17 protein-coding genes are annotated in these 20,763 nt (G+C 71.2%); 3 read left to right on the forward strand and 14 right to left on the reverse strand.

The genetic code is table 11. The features are described 5' to 3' along the window. Positions 1-2 precede the first annotated feature (2 nt). Both IIE03_RS09405 and IIE03_RS09410 read right to left on the reverse strand, forming a co-directional pair. A complete protein-coding gene (locus tag IIE03_RS09405) occupies positions 3-1,313 on the reverse strand; it encodes an ABC transporter substrate-binding protein (protein WP_192862494.1) in 1,311 nt (436 codons plus the stop codon). A gap of 143 nt (positions 1,314-1,456) precedes the next feature. Further along, positions 1,457-2,476, reverse strand: coding sequence for a LacI family DNA-binding transcriptional regulator (locus IIE03_RS09410; RefSeq protein WP_192862495.1), 1,020 nt, complete (start codon positions 2,474-2,476; stop codon positions 1,457-1,459). 97 nt (positions 2,477-2,573) lie between these two features. On the opposite strand from IIE03_RS09410, the gene glgB reads away from it, so the two are divergent. Then, positions 2,574-4,874, forward strand: a complete 2,301-nt coding sequence (gene glgB, locus IIE03_RS09415; protein ID WP_192862496.1) for a 1,4-alpha-glucan branching protein GlgB — start codon at positions 2,574-2,576, stop codon at positions 4,872-4,874. On the opposite strand, the gene IIE03_RS09420 is transcribed toward glgB, so the two are convergent. Genes IIE03_RS09420 through IIE03_RS09435 form a run of 4 tightly spaced genes read right to left on the reverse strand, consistent with a single transcriptional unit; the run spans position 4,861 to position 9,386 of the window. Next, entirely contained in the window at positions 4,861-5,823 is a 963-nt protein-coding gene (locus IIE03_RS09420; protein ID WP_192862497.1) for a tetratricopeptide repeat protein, read from the reverse strand. The two genes, glgB and IIE03_RS09420, sit on opposite strands and share 14 nt — an antisense overlap. 34 nt (positions 5,824-5,857) lie before the next feature. After that, positions 5,858-6,892: a hypothetical protein gene (locus IIE03_RS09425; protein WP_192862498.1), complete on the reverse strand. Its 1,035-nt coding sequence runs from the start codon at positions 6,890-6,892 to the stop codon at positions 5,858-5,860. Continuing rightward, positions 6,889-7,911, reverse strand: a complete 1,023-nt coding sequence (locus IIE03_RS09430; RefSeq protein ID WP_192862499.1) for a hypothetical protein — start codon at positions 7,909-7,911, stop codon at positions 6,889-6,891. Before IIE03_RS09430 ends, IIE03_RS09425 begins: the two co-directional genes overlap by 4 nt. Continuing rightward, positions 7,908-9,386 (reverse strand): hypothetical protein, encoded by a 1,479-nt coding sequence (locus IIE03_RS09435; RefSeq protein ID WP_192862500.1) that lies wholly within the window; start codon positions 9,384-9,386, stop codon positions 7,908-7,910. The genes IIE03_RS09430 and IIE03_RS09435 overlap by 4 nt, the downstream gene beginning before the upstream one ends. Before the next feature lie 262 nt (positions 9,387-9,648). On the opposite strand from IIE03_RS09435, the gene IIE03_RS09440 reads away from it, so the two are divergent. Next, complete coding sequence (locus tag IIE03_RS09440) at positions 9,649-11,139, forward strand: DivIVA domain-containing protein (protein ID WP_192862501.1); 1,491 nt, start codon at positions 9,649-9,651, stop codon at positions 11,137-11,139. A gap of 54 nt (positions 11,140-11,193) precedes the next feature. On the opposite strand, the gene IIE03_RS09445 is transcribed toward IIE03_RS09440, so the two are convergent. The 3 genes from IIE03_RS09445 to IIE03_RS09455 form a co-directional block, all read right to left on the reverse strand. After that, positions 11,194-12,036 (reverse strand): alpha/beta fold hydrolase, encoded by an 843-nt coding sequence (locus IIE03_RS09445; RefSeq protein WP_192862502.1) that lies wholly within the window; start codon positions 12,034-12,036, stop codon positions 11,194-11,196. Between the two features lie 106 nt (positions 12,037-12,142). Beyond that, entirely contained in the window at positions 12,143-12,904 is a 762-nt protein-coding gene (locus IIE03_RS09450) for an alpha/beta hydrolase (protein ID WP_192862503.1), read from the reverse strand. A 107-nt stretch (positions 12,905-13,011) separates the two neighbouring features. Continuing rightward, complete coding sequence (locus IIE03_RS09455; RefSeq protein ID WP_192862504.1) at positions 13,012-13,311, reverse strand: hypothetical protein; 300 nt, start codon at positions 13,309-13,311, stop codon at positions 13,012-13,014. Between the two features lie 214 nt (positions 13,312-13,525). On the opposite strand from IIE03_RS09455, the gene IIE03_RS09460 reads away from it, so the two are divergent. Further along, positions 13,526-14,560, forward strand: a complete 1,035-nt coding sequence (locus tag IIE03_RS09460) for an FKBP-type peptidyl-prolyl cis-trans isomerase (RefSeq protein ID WP_192862505.1) — start codon at positions 13,526-13,528, stop codon at positions 14,558-14,560. A 108-nt stretch (positions 14,561-14,668) separates the two neighbouring features. Here the strand turns inward: IIE03_RS09460 and nrdF are convergent, their stop codons facing one another. The 5 genes from nrdF to IIE03_RS09485 all read right to left on the reverse strand — a co-directional run. Then, positions 14,669-15,649, reverse strand: a complete 981-nt coding sequence (gene nrdF / locus IIE03_RS09465; protein WP_192862506.1) for a class 1b ribonucleoside-diphosphate reductase subunit beta — start codon at positions 15,647-15,649, stop codon at positions 14,669-14,671. A gap of 96 nt (positions 15,650-15,745) precedes the next feature. Beyond that, on the reverse strand, positions 15,746-17,881 hold the full coding sequence (gene nrdE / locus IIE03_RS09470) for a class 1b ribonucleoside-diphosphate reductase subunit alpha (RefSeq protein ID WP_192862507.1): 2,136 nt from the start codon (positions 17,879-17,881) through the stop codon (positions 15,746-15,748). After that, the gene (gene nrdI, locus IIE03_RS09475) at positions 17,878-18,330 is read right to left on the reverse strand and encodes a class Ib ribonucleoside-diphosphate reductase assembly flavoprotein NrdI (protein WP_192862508.1); all 453 of its coding nucleotides are present in this window, start codon (positions 18,328-18,330) and stop codon (positions 17,878-17,880) included. Before nrdI ends, nrdE begins: the two co-directional genes overlap by 4 nt. 26 nt (positions 18,331-18,356) lie before the next feature. Further along, positions 18,357-18,596 (reverse strand): glutaredoxin-like protein NrdH, encoded by a 240-nt coding sequence (nrdH, locus tag IIE03_RS09480; RefSeq protein WP_192862509.1) that lies wholly within the window; start codon positions 18,594-18,596, stop codon positions 18,357-18,359. Between the two features lie 732 nt (positions 18,597-19,328). Next, on the reverse strand, positions 19,329-20,763 hold a 1,435-nt coding region (locus IIE03_RS09485), incomplete at its 5' end, for a GH1 family beta-glucosidase (RefSeq protein WP_225997512.1).

A 20,763-nucleotide genomic window follows, 5' to 3' on the forward strand; every position in this document is an offset into this window, starting at 1 on the left:
CGTCACTCTCCGACCGACGCGCGCGCGTCGGCCCAGCGCTGGTCGAGGTCCGCGAAGAACGACTCCTTGTCGCCGTCCGCGGCGCCGCGCGCGATGTCGACCATCTCCTGCCGGTAGATGTTCCCGTACAGGTCGATCTCGGAGGCCGCGACGATGTCGGCCTCGTACGACTCGCTGCCCGCCGGCGCCGGCTCCATCTCGACGTACTCGACGCCGGCCTCCTCGAAGTCGCCCAGGGTCTCCGGCTCCGGCCCGTCGACGAGCGGTGAGATGCCGCCCTCGTCGTACGCGTAGCCCGATTCCTTCGCGAACCAGTCGATCCACGCCCGCGCGGCGGCCTTGTGCTCGCTGTGCACGTTGATCGCGTTCTTGTAGTCGCCCGCGATCTGCGCGTGGAACGTGCCGTCCACCTGGTACGGGAACGGCATGTAGCCGATGTCGTCGGCCGAGCCGCCGGCGTCCTCGGCGGCCTGCTGCATCTGCGTGATCGCCCACGAGCCGAGCAGCATCGTCGCGACCTGACCGGTCCCGAGCAGGGTCTTGGACTCCTCCCAGTTCGTCGTCGTGGGGTCCTCCTCGGACAGGCCCTCCGCGACGATGTCGTAGAGGAGGCCGTCGGAGATGCCGTGCCACTCGTCCTCGGCCCACGGGGTGTCGCTGTAGGCGACGTGCGTGTTCTGGTACGCGGGGTCGCCCATCACGCCGCGGTTCCCGTCCCACTGGCTCAGCGGCCAGCCGTCGGCGTAGTTGGTGTAGTAGGGGATCGCGTCGGTCGTGTCGCGGATGGCGCGCAGGTCGTCGAGGAACTCCTCGGGAGTGGTGGGCAGGTCCGTGATCCCCGCCTCCGCCCAGACCTTCTTGTTGTAGACGAGGCCCTGCGTGTTCACCGTGATGGAGAGGCCGTAGACCTGGCCGTCGTACGCCTTCTCCTCCACGAGCCGGTACTCCTGGCTCATCTCCTCGACCGAGCCGAGCGGCTCGAAGAAGGTGGCGAACTGGTCCGGCTTGACGCTGTTGGGGATGAGCAGGACGTCGCCGTAGTCGTCCGTGTTCATCCGCACGGCGATCTCGCCCTCGTAGTCGGTGATCGCCTCGAAGTTCACGGTGACGTCCGGGTACTCGGCCTCGAAGTCGGCCTTGTAGTCCTGGAACACCGTGTCGACGATGTCGGTGCGCTGCGTGATGACCGTGATCTCGCCGGCGATCGCGCCGTCGGCGGCCTGCCCGCCGCCGGCCTGCGCGGAGCACGCCGACAGGGTCAGCGCCGCGGCCGCGAGCAGTGCCCCGCCCCGGAGGTGGTTCCGATGGGTCATTGTCGTCTCGATCCGTCGTCGTTGACTGGTGGACGGCGAGACATTAAGCGGTTAAGTCATCGTAAGTCAACCGGTTCGTCACGATCTGGCGACGGCCTCGGCCCGCGCCGACCCGGCCGGCACGACCCCGGCGGGCCGGCTGGCTAGCGGGCCGGCGGGGGCGGGACCGTCGAGCCGCGGACCACCAGTTCCGGGGTCGAGTCGCGGTACGACGCCGGCGGCTCGCCCGCCATACGCTCGAAGAGGCGGCGGGCCACGTGCGCGCCGTAGCTCGCGACGTCGTGACTCAGCGCCGTCAGCTGGGGATACGCCGCGCGGCACAACGGTGAGTCGTCCCAGGCCACCAGCGACACGTCGGCGGGTACCCGCACCCCCGCCTCGTGGGCGGCGCCGAGGCCCGCGAGCGCCATCGCGTCGCTGTCGTAGACGATCGCGGTGACGTCACCCCGCGCCAGGAGGTCGCGCGTGGCCGCCGCGCCGGCGTCGGGGGTGAAGTCGGCGTGCCGTACCGCCGTCGTCATCGAGCGGGCCGCGGCCTCGGAGGCGAACGCCTCGCCGCGAAGGTGCGTGTGCCCGAACTCGGGCGTCCCGGTCACGTGCCCGATCGCGGTGTGCCCGAGCCCGGCGAGGTACTCGACGCAGGACCGCATAGCCGCGGCGTCGTCCGTGTAGACGCTCGTCAGCCCGCCGGACAGGCTCGGGTCGCCGACGACGACGGCCGGCAGCGCGTCGGCGCCGAGGAACAGGTCGAGCCGCGGGTCGGACACGCGGGGGTCCACCATGACGATCCCGTCGACGCGCCGGGCGGCGCGCCACTTGCGGTACGTCCGCATCTCGGCGTCGATGTCGGGGGCGACCTGCAGGAGCAGGCCGTAGTCGCGCTCGGACAGCACGGACTCGATGCCCGCCACGAACTGCATGTAGAAGGACTCGAAGCCGAGGGTCTCGGGGGCGCGTGCCAGCACCAGCCCGATGGTCTCCGTGTGGGAGCCGGACAGCGAGCGCGCGGCGGAGCTGGGTTCCCAGCCGAGTTCGGCGGCGATCGCGAGGACCTGCTCGCGCGTGGCGGCCGAGACCCCGGGCCGCCCGTTCAGCGCGTAGGAGACGGCGGCGGTCGAGACGCCGGCCCGCCGAGCGATGTCCGCAATGGTGATCCGCCCCACGGGGACATCATGCCCGGATCCCCGGCGGACCAGTAACACGGTCGGCGCGCGGCGCCAGCTGTCGCGTCGGGGTACCCGGACGTGGAAAGGTGTGGCCATGGCCGATCTGCCTCCCGCCGACCTCGAGGCGCTGACCGCCGTCGCGCAGGGCTCGCACCACGATCCGCACTCCGTGCTCGGGCCGCACCCGCTCGACGAGGGCGGCCCGTTCGCCGTCGTGCGGGCGCTGCGTCCCCTCGCGGACGAGGTCGCGATCATCACCGACGACGGCGATCACCCGTGCGAGCATCAGGGCGCCGGCGTGTGGACCGCCGTCGTCCCCGCCGCGCCCGGCGCGGGACGCGACGCCTGGGCGGCCCCCGACTACCGCGTCCGGACCCGCTACGGCGCCACCGAGCAGGTGGCCGACGACCCGTACCGCTTCCTGCCGACGCTCGGCGAGGTCGACCTGCACCTCATCGGCGAGGGACGGCACGAGGAGCTGTGGAAGGTGCTCGGCGCCACCGTGCGGCGGTACCCGAGCGCGTCGGGCGAGATCGACGGCACGGGCTTCGCCGTGTGGGCGCCGAACGCGCGTGGTGTGCGCCTGCTGGGCGACCACAACCTGTGGACGCCGGTCCATCCGATGCGGTCCCTCGGGTCGTCGGGTGTGTGGGAGCTGTTCGTGCCCGGCGTCGCGGCCGGCACGCACTACAAGTTCGAGGTGCTCGGCGCCGACGGCGTCTGGCGCGCGAAGGCCGATCCGATGGCCCGGGCCACCGAGCTGCCTCCCGGCACCGCGAGCATCGTCACGGAGTCCGCCTACGAGTGGGGCGACGACGCGTGGCTCGCCGCGCGGACCAGGTCCGACCCGCACTCCGGCCCGATGAGCGTGTACGAGGTGCACCTCGGCTCCTGGCGGCCGGGCCTGTCCTACCGCGAGCTCGCGAACGAGCTGACCGCGTACGTGTCCGAGCAGGGCTTCACGCACGTCGAGTTCCTGCCCGTGGCGGAGCATCCCTTCGGCGGGTCGTGGGGCTACCAGGTGACCTCCTACTACGCGCCCACCTCGCGGTTCGGGTCGCCGGACGACTTCCGCCACCTCGTGGACCGGCTGCACCAGGCCGGGATCGGCGTCATCCTCGACTGGGTCCCCGCGCACTTCCCCCGCGACGAGTTCGCACTGGCCCGGTTCGACGGCACGCCCCTGTACGAGCATCCCGACCCCACGCGCGGCGAGCACCAGGACTGGGGCACGTACATCTTCGACTTCGGGCGCCGCGAGGTGCGCAACTTCCTCGTCGCGAACGCCACCTACTGGTTCGAGGAGTTCCACGCCGACGGGCTGCGCGTCGACGCCGTGGCGTCGATGCTCTACCTCGACTACTCGCGGGAGCCGGGCGAGTGGCGCCCCAACGTGCACGGCGGGCGGGAGAACCTGGAGGCGATCGCGTTCCTGCAGGAGGCGAACGCCACCGCCTACCGGCGCACGCCGGGCGTCATGCTGATCGCCGAGGAGTCGACGTCGTACCCGGGGGTCACGCGGCCGACGTCGTCGGGCGGGCTGGGCTTCGGGCTCAAGTGGAACATGGGCTGGATGAACGACACCCTCCGCTATCTCGCCGAGGACCCGGTCAACCGCCGCTACCACCACCACGAGCTGACCTTCTCGATGGTCTACGCGTTCTCGGAGCAGTTCGTGCTGCCGATCAGCCACGACGAGGTGGTGCACGGCAAGGGGTCGCTGCTGCGGAAGATGCCCGGTGATCGGTGGCAGCAGATGGCCGGGGTACGGGCCTTCCTCGCCTACCAGTGGACGCATCCGGGCAAGCAGCTGCTGTTCATGGGCTGCGAGATCGCACAGGACACGGAGTGGTCCGAGGGCGAAGGGCTGCGCTGGGAGGTGCTGGCCGACGGATGGCACGCCGGGGTGCAGCGCCTGGTCCGGGACCTCAACGCGGTGTACCGGGTCACCCCCGCCCTGTGGGAGCGGGACTTCGACGGCTCCGGGTTCGAGTGGCTCGACGCCGACGACGCCGACCGCAACCTCCTGGCGTACGTGCGGCGCTCGGCGTCGGGCGATCCGGTGGTCGTCGTGGTGAACTTCGCGGGCGTGCCGCACGAGGGGTACCGGCTGCCGCTGCCGGACGGCCCGGGGCACGGGCCCGACGCCGCCGGAAGTGGTCGCGACGGCGCGGCCGGGGGCACCAGCGGGGTGGCAGGTGCGACGGCCGGACAGGTCTGGCGCGAGGCCCTGAACACGGACGCCGAGATCTACGGCGGCTCGGGCGTGGGGAACCTGGGCCGGGTCACGGCCGAAGCGGTCCCCCACTACGGCCGCGACCGGTCGGCGTCGATCCGGGTGCCCCCGCTCGGCGCGCTGATCCTCGTCCCGGAGTCCGGCGTCAGTACAGGCTGATCGCGAGGCGCTGGCGGGCCTTGTTGACCCGCGGGTCGGCGACGCCGACGACCTCGAAGTACTCGAGCAGGCGGACGCGGACGGCCTCCTTGTCGTCGCCGTCGAGGCCGGGCAGCAGGTCCAGCAGCCGGCCGAAGGCGTCCTCGACCTTGCCACCGAGCACGTCCAGGTCCGCGACGGCGAGCTGCGCCGCCACGTCCGACGGCGCGTCCGCGGCCGCCTGGCGCACCGCGGCCAGGTCGGCGTCGTGGGTGCGCCGCATCAGCCGCACCTGTGCCAGGCCGGCCACCGCGTCGGTGTCCTTGGGGTCCTGCTTGATGGCCTTGGCGTAGGCCTCCTCCGCGGCGGCGAGGTCGTCACGCTCGATGGCGTCGTACGCCTCCTGGTGCAGCGGTGGCAGCGGCTTCTCCGCCTCCGGCTCCGGCTCGGCGGTCTGCCCGGCGTCGCCGCCGGCCGACGGCGCCCGTCCGGTCACGCCGTTCTGCTCGGCCGCGGCCAGCACCTGGTCGAGCACCTGGCGCACCTGCTCCTCGGACGCGTTGCCCGCGAACAGCGGCAGCGGCTGCCCCTGCAGCACGGCCACGACGGCCGGCACACCCTGCACCTGGAACGCCGCGGCGATCTGCGGGTAGGTCTGAGCGTCCACACGGCCCAGGAGGAACCTGCCGTCGTACTCGGCGGCGAGGCCCGCGAGGGTCGTGGCGAGCTCCGCGTTCGCGGCGTCCGTGGGCGCCCAGAGCAGGATCACCACGGGGTAGTTGGCGGAGTCCCGGACCACCTGCTCGAAGTTCACGTCGGTCAGGTCCAGCACGTACCCGCCGGCCTCGGGCGCGCCGCCCGGCTCGCCCGGGGGAGGCGCCTGCGGGCGCATCAGGGCGGACAGGTCGACGGCGCCGCGCGCGGCGGCGAAGCTCTCGGGGGCCGGGGTCGGCTGGTCGGGCGTGGTCATGGCCCTCATCCTACGAAAGCACGCGGTCTGCGGGTCACCCGCAGCCGGACATGTCCCCCGCCGACTCGACGTCCACCGCGACGTGCTCGACCCCGACCAGCCGGACCCGCTGCTCCGACCCCGCGGCCGGCACGTAGAGCGCGACGACGTCCAGGTACTCGGTCCGCAGGAGGTTGCTCTCCTCCTGATCCCCGTGGAGGGCGCGCTGCGTGTCCGTGAGGCTGCGCTTCTCGACCCGCGCGCACTCCTGGAGCTGGATCACCTGCGACGAGTCGATCGCGCCGAGCACGATCGCGCCGCCGTCGACCGTGCGCATCCCCCGCACGCCCCGGTCGGCGTCCCGCTCGGCGCTGAAGGAGTACCTGCCCTCCGAGTCCTCCCAGCCGTCCGTCTTCTTCTGCGCGGACTCCTGCTCGCGCAACAGGGCACGGAACTCGTCGTCCTCGACGCTCTCGGCGAACACGGAGTCGTCCTCCTCGGACAGGACGTCCGCGTAGGCGGCGACCGCCTCCGCCGGAGACATGGTCAGCGACTCGCCGTCGTCGGCCGCCACCGCCTCGGCGCCCACGGCCGGCTCGGCGAATCGCGGCAGCGTCTCGCTCTTCAGCAGCTTCACCCAGGCCCAGAGCTTGTAGTCGGCTCGCGCCGAGGCCTGCTCGAACGCGTAGAGCACGGGCGCCACGGTGTCGTCCGGCGGTGTGCTCACCGCGAGGCCGGTGCGTGGCCAGCCGGGCTCCGAGGGCAGCACCACCGCCTGCATGTCCATCGGGAGCGCGGTGACCCGCTCGTCGTCGCCGAGGATCCGGGCGACCTCGAGCTGGCTGGCCCGCAGTTCCCGCGCGGGGCCGGCGGCCCGGGCGGCCAGCGCCCCCGGGTCGCGTTCGGCGGTCGCCGTCCCGACCACCTCGGCCACGCGGCCGATGATCGCCGCTGCCTGGCCCTCGGTGACCACGGCGCCGACCGCGGCCGAGCCGGGATCGGGCACGGGCGGGCCCGGCGTGCAGCCTGCCAGCGCGACGCCGACGAGCGCCGCGACGGCGCCCGCGGTCGCGGGGCGGGGCGATCTCATTCGTTGGTCGCCGAGACCGCGATGTGCTCGAAGCCCACCAGGCGCAGCTTGTCGTCGGAACCCGCGGGCGGCACGTAGAGCGCGACGACGTCCAGGTACTTCGTGCGCAGCACGTTCGTCACGTCCTGGTCCCCGAAGAGGGCCTTCTGGGTCACGAACCCGTCCGACGGCGGCGCCTCGGCCTTGTCCTGGAGCTGGATCACCTGCGACGAGTTGATCGCGCCCAGCACGATCGCGCCGCCGTCGACCGTGCGCATCGCCTGCACGCCCTCGTCCTCGTCCGCCGTGGCGCTGAAGGAGTACTTGCCCTCCGACTTCTTCCAGCCGTCCGCCTTCTTCTGCGCGGACTCCTGCTTGCGCATCAGGTCGCGGAAGTCGTCGTCCTCGATGCGCTTGGCGAACTTGGAGTCGTCCTCCTCGGACAGGACGTCCGCGTAGGCGGCGACCGCCCTCGCCGGGGACATGGTCAGCGACTCGCCGTCGTCGGCCGCGACCTCCTCGGTCCCGGTGTCGGTCGACGCGAACTGCGGCAGGGTCACGCCGGGCAGCAGCCGGGCCCAGGCCCACAGCTTGTAGTCGCTGCGCGCGGACCGCTGCTCGAAGGCGTAGAGCACCGGAGCGGTGAGGTCCTTCGGCTGCGTGCTCACGGCGAGGCTGGTGCGCGGCCACTCCGGATCCGACGGCAGCATCACGGACTGCATGCTCATCGGGAGGTTCGTGACCTGCTCGTCGCTCTTGATCTTCCGCGCCACCTCGATCTGGCTCGTGCGCACCGTCAGGGCGGGCCCGGCCATGCGCTCCTCGAGCGCGCCGGTCTTCCTTCCCTTGGTGGCCGTCTCCACCGACTCGGCGACCCGGCTGATGATCGTCTTCTCCTGCTCCTCCGTCACCACGGCGCCGACCACCGCCGGTTCCGGCTCGGGCACGGGAAGCTCCTCGGCGCAGCCGGCGAGCAGGCCGACGGCGAGCAGCGGGGCGGCCGCTGCGGACGCACGTCGTGCGATGCGGCGGTTGGTCATCGGTTCTCTCCGTCCTTGATCCCCCACGCCTCGCGCCAGGCGGCCGCGCGGCTCGAGGCGGGCGGACCGGGCTGGGGCGGCTCCGGCTGTGGTGGCTCGGGCTGCTGCTGCGGCACGGCGGGCTGCATGCCCGTGTTCCCGCGCCGGGCGGCCTGTTCGGCCAGGCGCCGTTCCCGGCGCGTCATCAGCTTGCCCGGCGTTCCTGAGGAACCGCTGGACGCCGCGGCCTGCGGTCGCGCGGCGGCGGGAGCGGGTGCTGCGGGTGCGGGTGCCGCGGGGGCGGGCATCGGGGCCGGAGGCATCGGCGCGGCCGGAGGGGTGGCAGCCGGGTCCGGTGCGCCGCGGCGGCCACGGCGCCGCCGCAGGCTGCCCGGCGCGGGAGGACCCGCCGGCGCCTGATGCGCTCCGGGGTGCTCGGTCGGGCCCGAGGGAAAGGTGGGCTCGGACCGGCCAGAGCCCCAGACCCCGGCAGCGGCGGGGGCCGCGGGCGCGGCGGGGGCCGGGCGCGGAACGGTGTCGTGCTCGGGTTCGGACGGGGCCTCGTACGGTGGCGCCGTCGGCGCCGAGCCCCACGCCGGCGCGGTCGCGGGCGGGAAGGGTGCGCCGCTCTGCTCGGCGTCCTGGTCCTCGTCGGTGAGCGGGAAGGGTGACTGCTCGGCCGGGCCGGGCGGGAACGGAGCGTCGAGCTTCTCACCCGGCGCGGGCGAGTACGGCGATTCCTCGGGGCCGCCCGGGTGCGATCCGTCGTTCCGGGGCTCGAGCGGCTCGCGGACGGTCCTGGCGGACTTCCTCCCCTTGCCGCTCGCCTTGCTCTTCCGGCCACCGGGCTTCCTGCGGGCCCCGACGAACAGGAAGAGGCCCACCAGCACGAGGAATCCCCCGCCGATGACGCCGGGCCAGAGATACGGGGTGGTGACCGGGCGCGGCCAGGTCAGCTCGACCGTCGGCGCCTCGGCGCCCCTGCCGACCCCGGCGGCGAGGAGGACGTACGGACCCGGCTGGTCGGTGTACCGGAGGCTGACGCTGGTCTCGCCGCTCACCTCGGAGATCCACATGTCGGACCCGGCGGGATCGGGGCCGCTGGACGGCCTCTCGGCCGGTTCGGCGTCATCGCCCTCCTCCGCGCCCTCGCCACCCTCGGACACGCCCGCCCCGGGCACGACGGAGAGCTCGGACCAGTCCGCCATTCCGGTCACCGAGTCGTAGGGGTCGTCCCCGACCCAGCCGAGCACGTCCGTCTCGGTACCGATGGCAAGAGTGACCTTCTGCCCTTCGGGGACCGACGCGCGCACGGTGACGCTCTCGTCCACCATCCCCAGGACCCCGGGAACCGTGACCAGCATCGTCCCGTCGCCGCTCGGCGTCGCCGTGGCGACCACCGTGTCGGACTCGCGCAGGACCGTCGCCGTCGCGACGCCGTACCCCGCCCCGCCGAGACCGGCGAGGATCAGGAGGATCGCCAGAAAGCGTTGCACCACCCGTTCCCTTCGTAGGTGCCAAGGACCGACGGTCCAGCATAGGGTGGTCCGCTGTACGGTCGTCCAGCGGTGGGCGACGGCGGAGATCATCACGGTTCTTTCACCTGCTGTGTTCACACCCCGCCCGCGAATACCACGAATGCCATATTTCAAGCGGGTACACATCGAGCCACGCGACGCGTATCCTGGGCGCCGGACAGGCCGCAATTCTGCGGCATCCCTGGCCGGGGAACCACGGTCTTGCCACGGAGGTCTGCACGTGTCCGACGAGCGATCGCTCTTCCCGACTGTCATGCGCGGCTACGACCGCGACCAGGTGCACAGCCACCTCGACCGGCTCAACGCCGCGCTGGAGGAAGCGCGGCGACAGGTCGAGTCGTCGGACGCGCGCGCCTCCAAGCTCCAGACGGACCTCAGTGACGCCCAGCAGCGGCTCAAGGAGAGCGACAAGCCGTCGTACGCCGGCCTCGGCTCGCGGATCGAGATGCTGCTGCGTTCGGCGGAGGAGCAGTCGTCGGACATCCTCACCCAGGCGAACCAGCAGGCCGCCGACATCATGGCCCGGGCCAAGCTCTCCGCCGGCCAGGTCCGCTCGCGCGCCGAGTCGGAGGCCGCCGAGCTGCTCGCCAGCGCGCGCCGCGAGGCCGAGGAGATCCGCACCACGATGGCCGCCGAGGCTGACGGCCACCTCGTCGCGGCGAAGCGGCGTGCCGAGGAGCTCGTCGGATCGGCGGAGCGCGAGGCCGCGCTGATCACGTCCGGCATCGCCACCGAGGAGTCGGAGCGCCGGGCCAGCCTGGAGCGCGAGCTCGGCACGCTGCGCTCGACCGTCGAGCGCGAGACCACGGAACTGCGCGTCAACACGGAGCGGGAAGCCGCCCAGCTGCGCGCCAAGGTCGCGGCCGAGACCGCCGCCCAGCGCGAGAGCGCCGAGAAGGAGTCCACCGAGCTCCTGGAGCGCGCCCGCCGCGACGCCGAGCACCTCGTGGCCGAGGCGAAGCGCGAGGCCGCCGAGGCGTCGAACGCGGTCACCTCGGACCTGGAGGACCTGCGGGAGCAGGCGCGCAACGCGCTCGCCGAGGCCGACCTCGACATCGCCACCCGCAAGGAGCAGGTGGAGGCCGAGCTCGCGGAGCGCCACGCCAAGGCCAAGGAGGAGACCGAGAAGCTCGTCAAGGCCGCCGAGGAGCACGCGGCCGAGGCGGAGAAGCGCGTCGCCGTGGCCCTCGAGCAGGCCGAGAAGGTCCGGTCGGAGTCCGACGTGTACGTCAAGGATCTCGTCGCCGACTCGCGGCGTACCGCGGACCGCATCGTCGCCGAGGCCCGCGAGTTCGCCGAGCAGACCATCGCGGACGCCCGCGCCGAGGCGGAGTCGCAGCGCGCGGCCGCGCAGAACCAGCTCGAGGACCTCACCCGCCAGCACGACTCGATCAACGGCTACCTCGACGAGCTGCGCGGCATGCTCGGCGGCCCGCAGAGCGGCAAGGACGGCTCGGCGGCGCTCGCCACGGCGACGGGCGGCAGCCCTCTGACCCCGGCGCAGCAGGCTCGCTTCGGCGGCGTCGGGAAGGGCAAGAAGGACGACGAGGACTCGGGCGGCAAGCCCGCCGCCATCCCGCCCCGCTCACCCAACCCGGCACCGTCCGCGGACGAGGTCAGCTCGGCGACCGTGGTCATCCCGCAGGTCGACGGTGGCGACGACGAGTCGGAGAACGGCAAGTCGGAGAGCAAGGCCGAGGCGAACGCCTGACGCGTCACCCCCGGGCGGGCGTTACCGCCCGGCAGGCCGCCGGCGCCGGGTATTTCAGCGGTTCCGCACGCGTCGGCGGCTTCGCACGTGCTCGCGGTTCCGCACCCGCTCGTGCAGGTGCGTCAGCGCGGCGGCCACCGTCGCCGGATCCTCGACCGGGGCCATGTGGCCGGCGTCGGGCACCTCGGTCAGCGTGACGTCCGCTCCGGCCTTCTTCGCGGCGGCCACCATGTGCTCCGCCTGAGCGCGAGGGGACAGCGCGTCGTGCTCCCCCACCACGACGGCGACCGGTGCGTCGTACTTCTCGAGCACCGGGGTCCGGTCGGGGCGTGCCGCCATCGCGCGCTGCATCCACGCGATGCCCGCCGGCGACTGGGACCGGATCCAGCTCTCGAGGAGCGGGAAGAGATGGCGGCGCTCGGTGACACTCGTGGGTGACAGCAGGGCCGCCGGCATGCCGAGCACCGCGTCGACGGTCTGCGTCTCCTCGACGGCGTTCGCGATCCGGTGCCGGTTCGCCCGCGCGTCCTCGGCGTCGGCCACCGACTTCGTGTCGACGAGCCCGAGCCCGGCGACGAAGCCCGGGTACAGGTCGGCGAGTGCCAGCGCCACGTAGCCGCCCATCGACAGGCCGACGACGATGGCGTTGCCCACGCCCATCCCGCGCAGCGTGTCGTGCACGCGCTCGGCGCTGTGCTCGAGGCCGGGCGGCGCGCCGTCCAGATCCGAGTGCCCGGCGCCGGGAAGGTCGACGCCGATCGCGCTGACGCCGGGCGGCAGTGCCTCGGCGCACGCCGCCCACATGCGCACGTCCAGCGGGAAGCCGTGCAGCAGGACGAGCGGGAGGCCGATGCCCTCGCGCAGGTTGATGGTGTTCAGCGGACTCGTCCCAGTCATTGCCGCGCCTCCTTGCGGGGCCACCGCGCCCCGTCGCTCCGGGGCGACCACCGCCCCGCTTCCAGGTTAATGCCCGGCGCCGCGATCGCCGGAGGGCCTGCGGGGCCTACGCGGTCCCGAGAGGGCCTGCCCAGTGCGTCGGCAGCGGGAGCGGGTGCTCCGGTAGCACGTGGCCCACGATCTCGTCGAGCACCCGGCGCACGGCCGACTCGCCCACCCACAGGTGCTTCGCGCCGTCGACGCCGATCACCTCGGCCTGCGGCACCCGGGCGAACCTGCGGCGCGCCTCGTCCGGCCGGAGGTAGTCGTCGAGCTCGGGAACCAGCACGACGAGCGGCTTGCCGAACTCGGCCCAGCGGTCCAGGTCGGCGTCGGTCGCGCGGTGCAGCGGCGGTGACAACAGGATCGCGCCCCGGATGCTCGGGTCCGCGCCGTGCTTCAGCACCAGCTCGGTGCCGAAGGACCAGCCGACGAGCCACGGGTTCGGCAGCTCGCGGAACTCCGCCAGTTCGATGGCGGCCGCGACGTCGTACCGCTCGGCCTCGCCGCCGTCGAACTCCCCCTCGCTCGTGCCCCGGGGCGAGCTCGTGCCGCGCGTGTTGAACCGCAGCACGGCCAGGTCGGCCAGCGCGGGGAGTCGCCAGGCGGCCTTGCGGTACACGTGGGAGTCCATGAATCCGCCGTGCGTCGGCAGCGGGTGGAACGTGACCAGCGTGGCCGACGGCGTGCCCGGGGTGCCGTCGGGGCCGACCGGCCGCGCGAGCTCGCCCACGAGCGTCAGGCCGTCCGCGGTATGCAGCTCGATGTTCTCGCGATGCGCCGGGAGCACCGTCGTGGAGCGGATCTGATGCGGGGTCTGGGTAGTCATCGGAACTATTCTCACAGGCGCCGGAATGTGCATCGACTCCCGATCCGGCACCTCTCACAGGCGCCGGAAGGTGCGCCGGCCGCCGATCCGGCACCTCTCGCAGCTCGTCAGCGGAGGTTCGCGCGGCGGCGCCAGCAGTTGCTGTGCCAGTGCCGGCGCTGTTCGAGGCCGGCGTCGGGCCCGCCGATGACGTCGGACCGCCAGGCGACGACGTGGGCCGTGCCGGGCGGCACATCCTGTCGGCAGGCCGGGCAGACGTACGTCTTCTCGGAGGACCGGACGTGCTGGACCACCCATTCGCCGTCGGACGCGGACTCGCTGCGCCGGCCGCCCGTGGCCCGGTCGACGTCGAGCGGTCGGTGCTCGGCTCCGTAGGGTCGCTTGCTGGATCGGCGCTTGGACGGCATGCCGCCATTGTTCCAAAGGCCAGCCAGGGCGGGCCCGCGGCCGGCGTGGCCCGGTGTCCGCGCCGGCCCGAAGGCCCGGGCACGTGCCTGCCCGCGGGGGGCGACGACGGCCGCTGCCAGCACCGCCGGGAGTTTCACGACGGTCCAGGTGGTTCCCGGCTGGGCCCGCTACAGTGTGCCGGTCTGGCACTACCTACCTATCGAAGGACACAACGTGAAGCACCGCACCACAGCTGGCCTGGCGGCGTTCGCCCTGGGCTCCGCCCTCGTGCTCACCGGATGCGGTGACGGCGACAGTTCCGGCGACGCCGACGCCTCGGCGAGCCCGTCCGCGAGCGAGGCGGGTGCGAGCGCTGAGCCGGTCGTCGCGGGCGGCGTCTGCGAGCCGGAGGCGGCTCCGGAGCCCTCCGACGCTCCCGAGGCCACGGCGGCCGACCAGGAGGCCATCGAGGGCGTCGAGGTCACCGGTGAGAGTGGCAAGAAACCCGAGAAGGTCGAGTTCGAGACACCGCTCACCGTCGAGGGCCTGGCCGTCAACGTGCTCGACGAGGGCGACGGCGACGAGCTCGTCGAAGGCAACCGCGTCACCTTCCACGACTACATCGTCAACGGCGAGGACGGCGAGCAGACGAACCCCTCGACCTGGGACGAGGGTCAGGCCCCCCAGACGTTCACCCTCGGCGACCCGAGCTACCAGGTCCTCAACGAGCCGCTCACCGGCCTGCACGTCGGGGCGCGCCTCACGATCGCCATGCAGGGCATGGACGGGACCACCCAGGTGCACGTGCTCGACGTGATGGAATCGGCGTCGCAGCCCCAGCGGGCCGAGGGCACCGCCGTGGAGCCCGAGGAGGGCCTGCCGACCGTCGAGCTCGACGGCGACGGCGTGCCGACGGTGACGATCGCCGACGGCTACGAGGACCCGACCGAGCTCGTCGTGCAGCCCCTCATCGAGGGTGACGGCGCCGAGGTCACCAAGGAGGACCAGGTCACGGTCCAGTACCTCGGTTGCCTCCTGGACGGCACGTCGTTCGACTCCTCCTGGAGCCGCTCGTCCCCCACGTCGTTCCCGCTCACCGGCGTGATCCCGGCATGGACCAACGGCCTCGCCGGCCAGACGGTCGGCAGCCAGGTCCTGCTCGTGGCGCCCGCCGCGGAGGCCTACGGCGAGGACGCGAGCGCCCACGAGCTGGGCGGCAAGACGCTCGTCTTCGTGGTCGACATCCTCGCCGCCGAGCCGGCGGCCTGACCGACCGGCGCTGCCCGGCACCGCGCAGCAGAGGCCCCGGTACCGCAGGATCCTGCGGTACCGGGGCCTCTGCTCTGCCGGGACGGCCGGCGGGTTCCTGACGAGCTGTCAGAAGTCCCAGTCGTCGTCCTCGGTCTCCACGGCCTTGCCGATGACGTAGCTCGAGCCCGAGCCCGAGAAGAAGTCGTGGTTCTCGTCCGCGTTGGGACTCAGCGCCGCGAGGATGGCGGGGTTGACGTCGGTGTCCTCCCTGGGGAAGAGCGCCTCGTAGCCCAGGTTCATCAGCGCCTTGTTGGCGTTGTACCGCAGGAACGCCTTGACGTCGTCGACCAGGCCCAGCTCGCCGTACAGGGACTCGGTGTACTCCGCCTCGTTCTCGTACAGCTCGAAGAGGAGCTCGAACGTGTAGGCCTTGAGCTCGTCCTGCTCGGGCTGGGTCAGCTGCGCCAGGCCCTTCTGGTACTTGTAGCCGATGTAGTACCCGTGCACGGCCTCGTCGCGGATGATGAGGCGGATCAGGTCGGCGGTGTTGGTGAGCTTGGCCCGGCTCGACCAGTACATCGGCGCGTAGAAGCCGGAGTAGAACAGGAACGACTCCAGCATCGTGGAGGCGACCTTGCGCTTCAGCGGCTCGTCGCCCCGGTAGTACTCGAGGACGATCTCGGCCTTCTTCTGCAGGTGCGGGTTGCTCTCGGACCAGGCGAAGGCGTCGTCGATCTCCCGCGTCGACAGCAGCGTCGAGAAGATGGACGAGTAGCTCTTGGCGTGCACCGACTCCATGAACGCGATGTTCGTGTACACCGCCTCCTCGTGCGGCGTCAGCGCGTCCGGGATGAGCGACACCGCGCCGACGGTGCCCTGGATCGTGTCCAGCAGCGTCAGGCCCGTGAATACCCGGGTGGTCATCACCTTCTCCGGCTCCGACAGGGTGTGCCACGACTGGATGTCGTTGGACACCGGCACCTTCTCGGGAAGCCAGAAGTTCCCGACCAGACGGTCCCAGACCTCGAGGTCCTTCTCGTCCTCCAGGCGGTTCCAGTTGATCGCGCTCACGCGATCGATGAGCTTGAGCTTCCCTGTGGGTGACATGGCGGTTCTTTCTTCGGTGTACGACGGCGGCCGCGGCCGGGTGGTCAGGATCGGTGCGGGCGTGCCCGGCGTCGGCCGGGCACGCCCGTCAGCGCACTACAGCATGCAGCTGACGCAGTTCTCCACCTCGGTGCCCTCCAGCGCCATCTGACGGAGGCGGATGTAGTAGAGCGTCTTGATGCCCTTCTTCCAGGCGTAGATCTGCGCCTTGTTCACGTCGCGCGTGGTGACCGTGTCCGGGAAGAACAGCGTCAGGCTGAGGCCCTGGTCCACGTGCTGCGTCGCCGCCGCGTACGTGTCGATGATCTTCTCGTAGCCGATCTCGTACGCGTCCCGGTAGTACTCCAGGTTGTCGTTCGTCATGTACGGCGCCGGGTAGTAGACGCGACCGAGCTTGCCCTCCTTGCGGATCTCGATCTTGGCCGGCACCGGGTGGATGGACGACGTGGAGTTGTTGATGTAGCTGATCGAGCCCGTCGGCGGGACCGCCTGCAGGTTCTGGTTGTAGATGCCGTGCTCCATCACCGACGCCTTGAGGGCCTTCCAGTCCTCCCGCGTCGGGATCTCCACCCCGGCGTCGGCGAACAGGCGCGCCACGCGCTCGGTCGCCGGCTTCCACTCCTGGTCGGTGTACTTGTCGAAGTACTCGCCCGTGGCGTACTTCGAGTCCTCGAACCCGCCGAACTTCTTCCCGCGCTCGATCGCCAGGCGGTTCGACGCCGCGATCGCGTGGTAGGCGACCGTGTAGAAGTAGATGTTCGTGAAGTCGATGCCCTCGTCGGAGCCGTAGTGGATCCGCTCGCGCGCGAGGTAGCCGTGCAGGTTCATCTGCCCGAGACCGATGGCGTGCCCCAGCTCGTTGGCCCGCTTCACCGACGGCACCGACTCGATGCTCGTCTGGTCGCTCACGGCCGTCAGCGCGCGGATGGCGGTGTCGATCGTGGCACCGAAGTCGGGCGAGTCCATCGCCTTGGCGATGTTCAGCGAGCCGAGGTTGCACGAGATGTCGCGGCCGACGTGGCTGTACGACAGATCCTCGTTGAACGTGGATGCCGTCGACACCTGCAGGATCTCCGAGCACAGGTTCGAGTGGGTAATGCGGCCCGCGATCGGGTTCGCCTTGTTCACCGTGTCCTCGAACATGATGTACGGGTAGCCGGACTCGAACTGCAGCTCCGCGAGCGTCTGGAAGAAGTCGCGCGCGTTGATCGTGGTCTTGCGGATGCGGTCGTCCGCCACCAGTTCGTCGTACTTCTCGGAGATCGAGACGTCCGCGAACGGCTTGCCGTAGACGCGCTCGACGTCGTACGGGCTGAACAGGTGCATGTCCGCGTTCTTCTTGGCGAGCTCGAACGTGATGTCCGGGATCACGACGCCGAGGGAGAGGGTCTTGATGCGGATCTTCTCGTCCGCGTTCTCCCGCTTGGTGTCGAGGAACCGCATGATGTCCGGGTGGTGCGCGTGCAGGTAGACCGCGCCCGCGCCCTGCCGCGCCCCGAGCTGGTTCGCGTACGAGAAGGAGTCCTCGAGCAGCTTCATCACCGGGATGACGCCGGACGACTGGTTCTGGATGTGCTTGATCGGCGCGCCGTGCTCGCGGACGTTGCTGAGCAGCAGCGCCACGCCGCCGCCGCGCTTGGAGAGCTGCAGCGCGGAGTTGATGCCGCGCGCGATCGACTCCATATTATCCTCAATACGGAGCAAAAAGCACGAAACGGGTTCGCCGCGCTGGGCCTTGCCCACGTTGAGGAAGGTCGGCGTCGCCGGCTGGAACCGTCCCGCGATCACCTCGTCGACGATGTGCTCGGCGAGCTTCTCGTCGCCGTCGGCCAGGCCGAGCGCGACCATGGACACGCGGTCCTCGAAGCGCTCGAGGTACTTCGTCCCGTCGAACGTCTTGAGCGTGTACGACGTGTAGTACTTGAACGCGCCGAGGAACGTCTCGAACCGGAAGTCCTTGCTGTACGCCCGCTGGAACAGGGACTTCACGAACGGCCGCGAGTACTTCCCGAGCACCTCGGGGTCGTAGTACTGGTTCTCGACGAGGTGGTCGAGCTTCGCCTCCAGCGTCTCGAACTGGACGGTGTTCGGCAGGACGTGCTGCAGGAAGTACTGCCGGGCGGCCTCACGGTCCTTCTCGAACTGGATCTTCCCGTCCGCGCCGTACAGGTTCAGCATCGCGTTGAGCGCGTGGTAGTCCGGCTGGATGTCCTCCGGCGCCACCGCGCTCACGCCGAGAGCGGTACCTGCCGGGGCGGGTTCTGTGGTTGCTGTTGCCAAAATCGTGCCAATCCGTTGCGGACGCGGGTGACGTCCTGCGCTGTGCCCAGGAGCTCGAAGGCGTACAGGTACGGGACGTCGCACTTGGCAGCGATGATGTCCCCGGCGATGCAGTACGCAGCCCCGAAGTTGGTGTTGCCTGCGGCGATGACGCCGCGGATGAACGACCGGTTGTGCTCGTCGTTCAGGAACTTGCGGACCTGCCGCGGGACCGAGCCGCCCTCGTTGCCCCCGCCGTAGGTGGGAACCATCAGGACGTACGGCTCGTCGACCCGCAGGAATCCGTCGGCCGGGCGGAGCGGGATCCGGCGCACCGGGATGTCCAGCTCCTCGAGCCCGAGGCGCTGCACGAACCGGTGCGTGTTCTCCGAGACGCTGGAGAAGTAGACCAGGGATCCCATGGCTCCGACCCTGCCTTCAGGTGACGTCAGGCGTCGACCGTCTGCGTGGCGAGCTCCATGATCCGGTCGGGACGGAAGCCCGACCAGTGCGCGTCACCCGCCACCACGACGGGCGCCTGGAGGTACCCGAGGCCGCGGACCATCTCGAGCGCGTCGGTGTCCTGTGTGATGTCGACGACCGAGTACTCGATGCCCTTGCGGTCGAGTGCGCGGTACGTTGCGTCGCACTGGACGCACGCCGGCTTGCTGTAGACGGTGACGCTCATGTCCGCCCCTCCCCTTGGATGCCGTTGACCTCGAAGAACATCGGTGGAACTACACCGATGTGGTTTGCGCGGAGTCATATCTGCTCCGCTACGGAAAACACTACACCTAGTGTCTGACGCTCGCTCGACAACGACATCTTGTGGTTGGAGCCCACGACAGACCCCTGCGACGTGTACACCCAGTCGCCGGTTTCCGCTCGCGGACCATGCTGCCACGGCCGTCCGGCAGGCACCCGGAGGCGCGTCCGGGACCGCTCGCGAAGCGCTCGTCCGCGCCCGTCACGCGCCCCCCGGCGGGCGACACGCCGGACCTTCGGAGACCCCCGCGAAGGCCGCGCGCGGACCGCCGTCGGGCAGCGTCCGGAGCACGCGAGAGGCACCCCCAAAAGGGACTAACCACCCACCAACATCGCACGAACCCGAGTTGAACTCGCGGCGTGTCGCGCCCGCTTGGGCGTGTCTCAGAGAGCGTCCCAGACATGTTGTCACTTCGGGCCCATCTCACCTACCCGGCGTCGCGGCCCGGAGGACGTGGGCGGGGCCGGGTGGCCCGGAACGGGCGGGGCCGGACAGGCGTGCGCCGACCGCACCGACCCACCGGGGCGACCCCCACCAGAAGGTAGAGTCCTGCCCCGCGCCTCACCGCTCGGCGTGCACAACGGCGGGGCCGGACCTCCTCGGAGGTCGGCCCGGCCCCGCGTCCGTGTCAGCCGTCCGTGTCAGCCGTCCGCGTCAGCGGGGTTCGGTGTCGGTCACCGCGGGGAGTGCGCCCGTCGTGACCAGGCGGTGGTACCAGTGGGCGGAGTCTTTCCAGAGGCGTTCCTGGGTGTCGTAGTCGACGTGGATGATGCCGAAGCGGCGGTCGTAGCCGTAGGCCCACTCGAAGTTGTCCAGCAGGGACCAGGCGAAGTAGCCGCGCACGTCTGCGCCCTTGTCGCGGGCCAGGCCGAGTGCCTCGACGTGGTCGTGCAGGTACTGCACGCGGCGGGGGTCGTGCACGCGGGCGACGCCGTCGGTGACGGTGACCTCGTCGTCGAACGCGGCGCCGTTCTCGGTGACCATGAGCGCCAGATCCGGGTAGCGGTCGTGCAGTTGGAGGAGCAGGTCGGTCAGGCCGGCCGGTTCGATGTTCCAGCCCATGGCGGTGTGCGGGCCCGGCTGGGGCAGGAACTCCACGTCCTCGGCGCCGATCCACGGGTTGCCGGCGGAGTCCTTGTGCCCGTCGGCCTGCTGCCGCTGCCCCTGGCCCGACCAGGCGCGCACGCGGGCGGTGGAGTAGTAGTTCACCCCGAGCACGGTCAGCGGCCGGTGGATGGCCTCCAGGTCACCGTCGCGCACGAACGACCAGTCCGTCAGCGAGGCGGTGCGCTCCAGCAGGCCGGCCGGGTAGGCGCCCTCCAGCAGCGGCCCGAGGAACGACTCGTTGGCGATCTCGTCCGCCTTGCGCTTGGCCTCCAGGTCGGCCTGCGAGGACGGGTCGTCGGGCCGCACGACGTGCAGGTTGAGGGTGATCGACACCTTGGCCGACGCGCCCAGCACGTCCCGGATCTCCCGGACCGCCAGACCGTGGGCCAGGTTCAGGTGATGGATCGCCCGCAACGCCGCCACCGGGTCGCTGATACCCGGGGCATGCACACCCGAACCGTAACCCAGCAGGGCCGTGCACCACGGCTCGTTCAGCGTGGTCCACACCTCCACCCGGTCACCGAACTCCTCGGCCATGCGGCGCGCGTAACGCGCGAACGCCTCCGCGGTGGCACGATTCGTCCAGCCGCCCGCGTCCTGCAGTTCCTGCGGCAGGTCCCAGTGGTACAACGTGACCACCGGCTTGACACCCACGGCCAGCAAGGCGTCCAGCAGATCGGAGTAGAAGCCGATCCCCTCCGGGTTGAACTCACCACTACCCCCGGGCTGCACCCGCGGCCACGCGATCGAGAACCGGTAGGCGTCCAGACCCAGGTCCGCGATGTGCCGCACGTCCTGACGCCACCGGTGGAAGTGGTCGTCGGCCACGTCACCGGTGTCACCATTCAGAGTCTTGCCCGGCGTGTGAGAAAACGTGTCCCAGATCGACCGACCCCGACCACCCTCCCCCACACCACCCTCGATCTGATACGACGCCGTCGCAGAACCCCACACGAAATCGGCAGGGAAGGTACGGGTATCG

Source organism: Myceligenerans pegani (assembly GCF_014892515.1).
GTDB classification, from domain to species: Bacteria; Actinomycetota; Actinomycetes; order Actinomycetales; family Cellulomonadaceae; genus Myceligenerans; species Myceligenerans pegani.